7 protein-coding genes are annotated in these 7174 nt (G+C 66.8%); 5 read left to right on the forward strand and 2 right to left on the reverse strand.

The genetic code is table 11. The annotated features are described in order from the left end of the window. Positions 1-207 precede the first annotated feature (207 nt). Complete coding sequence (locus L995_RS15370) at positions 208-1212, forward strand: Bug family tripartite tricarboxylate transporter substrate binding protein (RefSeq protein ID WP_047472510.1); 1005 nt, start codon at positions 208-210, stop codon at positions 1210-1212. A gap of 24 nt (positions 1213-1236) precedes the next feature. Here L995_RS15370 and L995_RS15375 read toward each other — a convergent pair whose 3' ends face one another. Both L995_RS15375 and L995_RS15380 read right to left on the reverse strand, forming a co-directional pair. Then, positions 1237-1878, reverse strand: a complete 642-nt coding sequence (locus L995_RS15375; RefSeq protein ID WP_047472511.1) for a histidine phosphatase family protein — start codon at positions 1876-1878, stop codon at positions 1237-1239. Between the two features lie 216 nt (positions 1879-2094). After that, positions 2095-2586, reverse strand: coding sequence for a DUF2501 domain-containing protein (locus tag L995_RS15380; protein WP_016446524.1), 492 nt, complete (start codon positions 2584-2586; stop codon positions 2095-2097). A 355-nt stretch (positions 2587-2941) separates the two neighbouring features. On the opposite strand from L995_RS15380, the gene L995_RS15385 reads away from it, so the two are divergent. From L995_RS15385 to L995_RS15400, 4 genes are all read left to right on the forward strand, one after another. Then, entirely contained in the window at positions 2942-4534 is a 1593-nt protein-coding gene (locus L995_RS15385) for an ABC transporter substrate-binding protein (RefSeq protein WP_012203170.1), read from the forward strand. Positions 4535-4540: 6 nt separating this feature from the next. Further along, the gene (locus L995_RS15390) at positions 4541-5506 is read left to right on the forward strand and encodes an ABC transporter permease (protein WP_016446522.1); all 966 of its coding nucleotides are present in this window, start codon (positions 4541-4543) and stop codon (positions 5504-5506) included. Further along, positions 5503-6441 (forward strand): ABC transporter permease, encoded by a 939-nt coding sequence (locus L995_RS15395; RefSeq protein ID WP_012203172.1) that lies wholly within the window; start codon positions 5503-5505, stop codon positions 6439-6441. The genes L995_RS15390 and L995_RS15395 overlap by 4 nt, the downstream gene beginning before the upstream one ends. After that, on the forward strand, positions 6438-7174 hold a 737-nt coding region (locus tag L995_RS15400; protein WP_047472514.1), incomplete at its 3' end, for an ABC transporter ATP-binding protein. The genes L995_RS15395 and L995_RS15400, both read left to right, overlap by 4 nt.

The raw sequence follows: 7174 nt of genomic DNA on the forward strand, positions 1-7174 counted from the left end.
GCGGCGCCTTAGGCGTGAACCCTAGGACACGGAATCACAAGGGTTGAAACGGATTGCAATAAATGGGGCTTCATGGCAAGCGCATGGCAGGAAAATTGCGCCCTATGGCAGAATCGCCCGCTTTCCACGCGCTGGACGTGCTTGCCCTGCAGGCCATCGCCAGCCCGCACCGCCTTTGCCGGCATGCGCCTTGCATGCCCAAGCCCCATGCCCTTGTCCCGCCGCTCCCTGCTATCGGCTGCCGCCTCACTGGCTGCGGCCCTTGCCGCTGCACCCGCCGCCCAGGCCGCGCCGGGCGCGGGCAAGCCTTGGCCGGCAGCCGGGCCCATCACCCTGATCGTGCCCTTTGGCGCGGGCAGCGATGTGGACGCCACGGCGCGGCTGATCGCCGAAAAGCTGAGTGCGCGGCTGCACCAGTCGGTGGTGGTGGACAACGTGCCGGCCTCGGGCGGCGTGCTGGGCGTGAGCAAGGTGGCGCGCTCGCACGCCGATGGCTACACGCTGCTGCTGGGCTTTGACGGGCCGGTGAGCATTGCGCAACTGGTGAACTCCTCCGTGCGCTATGACGCCGAGCGTGATCTGGCACCTGTGGGCCTGATTACGGTGGCGCCCATGGTGATCGTGGCCCGCCCGGGCCTGCCCGTGCACAACCTCAACGAGCTGATCAGCATGGCCCGCGCCAGGCCCGGCGCGCTGACCTATGCCACGCCGGGCGTGGGCACGGTGCTGCACCTGGCCATGGAACGGCTGCAGGAGCGCGCCCGCATCCGCCTGGTCCATGTGCCCTATCGCGGCGTGGCCCAGGTGACCAGCGAGGTCATGGGCGGCCAGGTCGATCTGGGCATTCTGATGACCACCGGCGCCACGCCGCTGGTGCAGCAGAAAAAGCTGGAAGGCGTGGGCGTGACCTCGGCACAGCGCATCGACGTGATTCCCGAGGTGATGAGCTTTGCGGAGGCTCCTGATTTGAAGGGCTTCGAGCTGGAAGCCTGGACCGGCCTGTTCGCCCCCGCCCGCACGCCCGAACCCGTGGTCAGCCGCCTGGCCGCCGAACTGGCCGAGGTGCTGAAGCTGCCCGAGGTCCGCAAGCGCCTGCAGGACAGCGGCGCCACGCCCGGCTCGGGCACGCCGGCCACGTTCGCCCAATTCCTGAAGAAGGAAAAGGCGAGCTACACGCAGATCGTCAAGTCCGCCAATATCCAGGTGGAATGAGGGCCTGCGCTGCAGTGCGGGCGTTCAGCTGAAAACCTCGTCGCGCGCACCGCCTTCCAGGTGCTGCACATCGCCCCAGCCGACCAGGCCCAGGCCCTGGGGCGTCCACAGCAGGCGGTTGATGGCCGCGTTGCCCAGCGCCCAGGTGCGGGGCGCCTGCACTTCCTGGTGCGTTGCCAGGCGGTAGAGCACATCCATCACGCCGCCATGCGCCACGATCACGATCTGCTCGCCTGCGTGGCGGCCGGCCAGGCGGTCCACCGTGGCCGAGATGCGGTCGCGCAGCATCAGCAGCGACTCGCCGCCGCCAGCGGGCACGAACTCGGGATCGCGCTTGCGCCAGCGCAGCGCGTCCTCCGGGTGGGACGCCTCGATATCGTTGAAGGTCTGGCCCTCGAAGCTGCCGAAGCAGCGCTCGCGCAGGCCCTTGTCGGCCGTCAGCGATGCGCCCGTGGTCGCGGCCACGGCCTCGGCCGTGACATAGGCACGCAGAAGGTCGCTGCTGTAGATGGCGGCCACCGGCTCACCCGCCAGGGCCTTGCCGGCCTGGGCGGCCTGCCAAAGTCCCATGTCGTTCAGAGGAATGTCCAGATGGCCCTGGATGCGGGCGTCCACATTCCAGGCGGTTTCTCCGTGGCGGATGGCAATGATGCGCGTGGCTTGCATGAGGGGCTGGCGTGGGGAAGCTGCAAAAAGAGCAGGCATTGTCCTGCAAGCTGCGGGAGCCTGCATGGCCCAGGTGCGCAGGCCAAGTGGATCCTTGGCATAGTCAACTAAAAGGCGAAACTGGCGCGCCCTAAACCCAGGGACACCGAGGAAGGGCCGCCCCGCACCGAGGGTGTCGTCCCCCTCAGGGGGAAGGCGCGCAGCGCCTCAGGGGGATCAAATAAGACTTTTTGCGTTGTCCAGCACGAAGTCGCAGGCCTTTTCCTTGAGGTCGCCCTTGAGCTTGTCGATGCTGAAGCTCTTGCCGTTGGAGCCGGTGACCAGGCCGCCCAGGCCGTTCTGGAATCCCGTGTCCTTGGGCTCTTCCTGCTTTTGCATGCCCAGCTTGCCCAGCAACTGGTCCTTGACCTGGGCCGCCTTGTCGGCATTGAGGTAGTTGTTCTTCATGCAGTAGGAGATGACGCCTGCCGCATTGCCGGCCGTGGCCGAGGGGCTCAGGCCCAGGGCGGACAGCGCGCCCGCACCGCCTGCCCCCGCACCCAGCATGCCGCCAAGGCCGGAGCCGGCGCCTTCGCTGCTGGCGGCGGCCTTGTCACCGCCAAGGCCCGAGGCCTGGCGCAGCGAGTCTCCCAGGCCCGACGCCTGGGCAGGCAGGGCGCCCAGGCCCAGCATGGCGCACAGCAGTGCGCTGGCAATGGATGTCTTCATGGATGCTTCCTTTCCGCGGAAACCCGCAGGCTCGATACAGGGCCTGAAATTAGCACGCCGTGCGGCGCAGACCTGTGCCCGATTGCAAACCTTTGCCAGAGCGGGCCGTGTCGGTCTTTCGCGTTTTCACTAGCTGTCAAAGCCGTTGGCCTGTCCATGATGGCCGCACACCATTGGCGGGCCGCAGGCGGCGGTCTTGTTATTTGGAAATGGCTTTTAAGTATAAAAATCAATTCAACAAGCTGAAAAAGTTATTTAAAGTGGGGCGCACCTATATGGCCCGCTTCTTGCGGCGCCCGGGCTGCTGCGTCGCATGGCCGCCGCCTTTCCAATCAATCCACAGGGGAGCAGACAAATGATCATGAAGATTCTGGGCAGTTCTTTGCTGGCCGCAGGCCTGTTGACCTCGGCCGCGCTGGCCCAGGCCGAGACCGTGCGCTGGGCGCGCGGCTCCGATCCGACTTCGCTGGACCCGCATGCCTTCAACGTGGGCACCAATTTCGTGCTGCTGCACCAGATCTACGAAACCCTGGTCATCCGCTCGGCCGACGGCAAGCTGGTGCCCACGCTGGCGACCTCGTGGAAGATGACCTCCGACCCGTCGGTCTGGGAGTTCAAGCTGCGCCCCAACGTCAAGTTCCATGACGGCACGCCGTTCACGGCGCGCGACGTGGTCTTCTCGCTGAACCGCGCCAAGGGCGAGAACGCCCAGGTCAAGTCCCTGCTGTCCTCGATGGAGGAGGCCAAGGCCGTGGACGATCTCACGGTGCAGGTGAAGACCAAGGGCCCGAACCTGATCTTCCCGGACAACCTGACCAACCTCTTCATCATGAGCGAGAAGTGGTCCAAGGCCAACGGCGCCGAGACCACGCAGGACACGGCCAGCAAGACCGAGAACGGCGCCACGCGCGCGGCCAACGGCACGGGCGCCTATGTGCTGGCCAGCCGCGAGGTCGATTCGAAGACGGTGATGAAGCTCAACCCCGACTACTGGGGCAAGGGCCAGTTCCCGCTGCAGGTGACCGAGCTGATCTACCTGCCCATCAAGTCCCCGGCCACGCGCGTGGCGGCCCTGCTGTCGGGCGAGGTGGACTTCGCCCAGGACATTCCCGCGCAGGACGTGGCGCGCCTGAAGCAGGACAAGCGCCTGCGCATCAATGAAGGCCCCGAGAACCGCTCCATCTTCCTGGGCCTGAACGTGGGTGCGGCAGAGCTCAAGAGCAGCAACGTCAAGGGCAAGAATCCGCTGGCCGATCCCAAGGTGCGCCAGGCCATCGAGCTGGCCATCGACCGCGACGCGATCAAGCGCTCGGTGATGCGCGGCCTGTCGATTCCCACGGGCGTGATCGCGCCGTCGTTCGTCAATGGCTATGACAAGGCCTTCGCGGCCTATCCCAAGGCGGATGCCGCCAAGGCCAAACAGCTGCTGGCCGAGGCGGGCTACCCCAACGGCTTCACCATCACGCTGAACACGCCCAATGACCGCTATGTGAACGACGAGGCCATTGCCACGGCGGTGGCCGGTTTCCTGGGCCGCATCGGCATCAAGACCGAAGTCTCGGCCCGGCCGATCGCCATGCACAGCGTGTCGCTGACCAAGGCGGACAGCGACTTCTACCTGTACGGCTGGGGCGTGCCCACCTATGACTCGGCCTACATCTTCGACTTCCTGGTGCACACGCGCGGCAAGGACAGCCGTGGCGCGCAGAACGCGACGCACTACAGCAATGCCGATGTGGATGCCAAGATCCTGTCCCTGTCCTCGGAGAGCGACAAGGCAAAGCGCGATGCCACCATCAAGAGCATCTGGGAGACGGTGCAAAAGGAGCGCTTCTACATCGCGCTGCATGACCAGGTGATCCACTTCGCGTCCGTGCCCCGGATCAATGTGCCCGTGCACCCGGACAACGCGCTGCACTTCAAGTTCGTCAAGTTCGAGAAGAAGTAAGCGCCGATGCTGGTCCATCTGCTGCGCCGGCTGGGCCAGTCCGCCCTGGTCCTGCTGGCCGTCTCCTTTGTCTCGTTCATGGTGTTCCGCCATATCGGCGATCCCACGATCAGCCTGCTGGGCGAGGACGCGACGGTTGCCGAGCGCGAGGCGCTGACGGAAAGCCTGGGCTTCAACAAGCCCGTGCCGCTGCAGTACCTGGCTTACGTGGGCAAGGTGCTGCAGGGCGACCTGGGCATCTCCTACCGGCTCAAGCGCCCCGTGACCGAGATCATTGCCGAGCGCCTGCCCGCCACGCTGGAGCTGGCGATGACGGCGGCGCTGTTCGCCCTGGTCATCGGCGTGGCGCTGGGCGTGTACACGGCCATACGGCGCGAGGGCTGGCTGAGCCGCTCGATCATGACGGTGTCGCTGGTGGGCGTATCCCTGCCCACCTTCCTGATCGGCATCGCCCTGATCTACCTGTTTGCCGTGGAGCTGCGCTGGCTGCCGTCCTTCGGGCGCGGCGAGACGGTGAAGCTGGGCGGCTGGGAGACCGGGCTGCTGACGGCTTCGGGCTGGTCGGCGCTGATCCTGCCGGCCATCACGCTGGGTTTCTACAACATGACGCTGATCATGCGCCTGGTGCGCGCCGAGATGCTGGAGGTGCTGCGCGCCGACTACATGCGCTTCGGCCGTGCGCGCGGGCTGCGCGAGCGCGACCTGTACTTCGGCCATGCGCTGCGCAATACCCTGATTCCCGTGATCACCATCGCGGGCCTGCAGATCGGCTCGCTGATCGCCTTTGCCATCGTCACCGAGACCGTGTTCCAGTGGCCCGGCGTGGGCCTGCTGTTCATCTCCTCCATCCAGGGTGTGGACGTGCCGCTGATCGCCGCCTACCTGATGTTCATCGCGCTGCTGTACGTGGGCATCAACCTGCTCGTCGATTTCCTGTACGTGATCGTGGACCCCCGCTTGAGAAACCGATGACCGATTCCGCCAAACAAGCAATCCCTCCCACGGGCTGGCGCGCCAGCGACTCGCCGGTCAAGCGCGCGTTTGCACGCTCGCGCCTGGTGCAGGCGGCGGCGCTGGTGCTGGCGCTGATCGTGGCGGCCACGCTGCTGTCGCCCTGGCTGGCCTGGCAGAACCCCTTCGATCCGGCCAATCTGGACCTGATGGATGCCTTCACGCCGCCGGGCCAGGCGGGCACCAGCGGCACGCTGTACGCGCTGGGCTCGGACGACCAGGGCCGCGATGTGTGGAGCGCCATCCTCTACGGGCTGCGCATGTCGGTGCTGGTGGGCGTGTCGGCCGTGGGGCTGTCCCTGCTGATCGGCGTGCCGCTGGGCCTGGTCTGCGGCTATGCGGGCGGCTGGTTCGACACGCTGATGATGCGCATCGCCGATGTACAGCTGACCTTTCCCGTGATCCTGGTGGCGCTGCTGGTCTTCGGCATCGCACGCGGCCTGCTGCCCGAGGGCTACCGCGACGACATGGCGGTCTTCGTGATCATCGTGGCCATCGGCCTGTCCGACTGGGTGCAGTACGCGCGCACCGTGCGCGGCGCGGTGATGGTGGAAAAGCACAAGGACTACGTGCTGGCGGCCCAGCTCATAGGCCGCAGCCGCGTGGCCATCCTGGTGCGCCACATCCTGCCCAACCTGCTGGCGCCCATCCTGGTGATCGCCACCATCAGCTTCGCGCATGCCATCGTGGCCGAGTCCACGCTGTCCTACCTGGGCGTGGGCCTGCCGCCCACCCAGCCTTCGCTGGGCACGCTGATCCGCATCGGCCAGGGCTTCCTGTTCTCGGGCGAGTGGTGGATATTGCTGTTCCCCTCGCTGGTGCTGCTGGCGCTGGCGCTGTCCGTCAACCTCGTCGGCGACTGGCTGCGCGACGCACTGAACCCCAAGCTGCAATGAGCACGACACAACAATCCGGGCAGCCCCCCGCACAGCCTGCGGTGCTGAGCGTTCGCGGCCTGTCCGTCACCTTCGACACCTACAAGGGCCCCGTGCAGGTGCTGGACGATGTGTCCTTCGACATCGCGCCCGGCGAGATCCTGGGCGTGGTCGGCGAGTCTGGCGCGGGCAAGTCCATGACGGGCGCCGCCGTGATCGGCCTGATCGAGCCGCCGGGCCGCATCTCGGCCGGCACGGTGCAGCTGCGCGGCGAGCGCATCGACACGCTGCGCGGCGAGGACCTGCGGCGCATACGCGGCCGGCGCATAGGCTCCATCTTCCAGGACCCGCTGACCAGCCTGAACCCGGTCTATACCGTGGGCCGGCACCTGGTGGAGACCATCCGCACGCACCTGCCCGTCTCCGAGAAGGAGGCCGAGGCACGCGCGCTCGCCCTGCTCGAAGAGGTGGAGATACCGCAGGCGCGCGAGCGCATGGCCCAGTACCCGCACCAGTTCTCGGGCGGCATGCGCCAGCGCGTGGCCATCGCCCTGGCGCTGTGCGCCGAGCCCGAACTCATCATTGCCGACGAGCCCACCACGGCGCTGGACGTGTCCGTGCAGGCGCAGATCATTGCCCTGCTGCGCCGTGTGTGCAAGGAGCGCGGCGCGGCCGCCATGCTGATCACGCACGACATGGGCGTCATCGCCGAGACGGCCGACCGCGTCATGGTCATGTACCAGGGCCGACGCGG

Source organism: Delftia sp. ZNC0008 (assembly GCF_000799035.1).
GTDB classification, from domain to species: domain Bacteria; phylum Pseudomonadota; class Gammaproteobacteria; order Burkholderiales; family Burkholderiaceae_C; genus Comamonas; species Comamonas tsuruhatensis.

Excerpts from the sequence above, each read along its gene's own strand:
- L995_RS15385 (WP_012203170.1), top strand. The coding sequence starts at position 2,942 with ATGATCATGAAGATTCTGGGCAGTTCTTTGCTGGCCGCAGGCCTGTTG.
- L995_RS15390 (WP_016446522.1), top strand. The coding sequence starts at position 4,541 with ATGCTGGTCCATCTGCTGCGCCGGCTGGGCCAGTCCGCCCTGGTCCTG.
- L995_RS15395 (WP_012203172.1), top strand. The coding sequence starts at position 5,503 with ATGACCGATTCCGCCAAACAAGCAATCCCTCCCACGGGCTGGCGCGCC.
- L995_RS15375 (WP_047472511.1), bottom strand. The coding sequence starts at position 1,878 with ATGCAAGCCACGCGCATCATTGCCATCCGCCACGGAGAAACCGCCTGG.
- L995_RS15380 (WP_016446524.1), bottom strand. The coding sequence starts at position 2,586 with ATGAAGACATCCATTGCCAGCGCACTGCTGTGCGCCATGCTGGGCCTG.
- L995_RS15370 (WP_047472510.1), top strand. The coding sequence starts at position 208 with ATGCCCTTGTCCCGCCGCTCCCTGCTATCGGCTGCCGCCTCACTGGCT.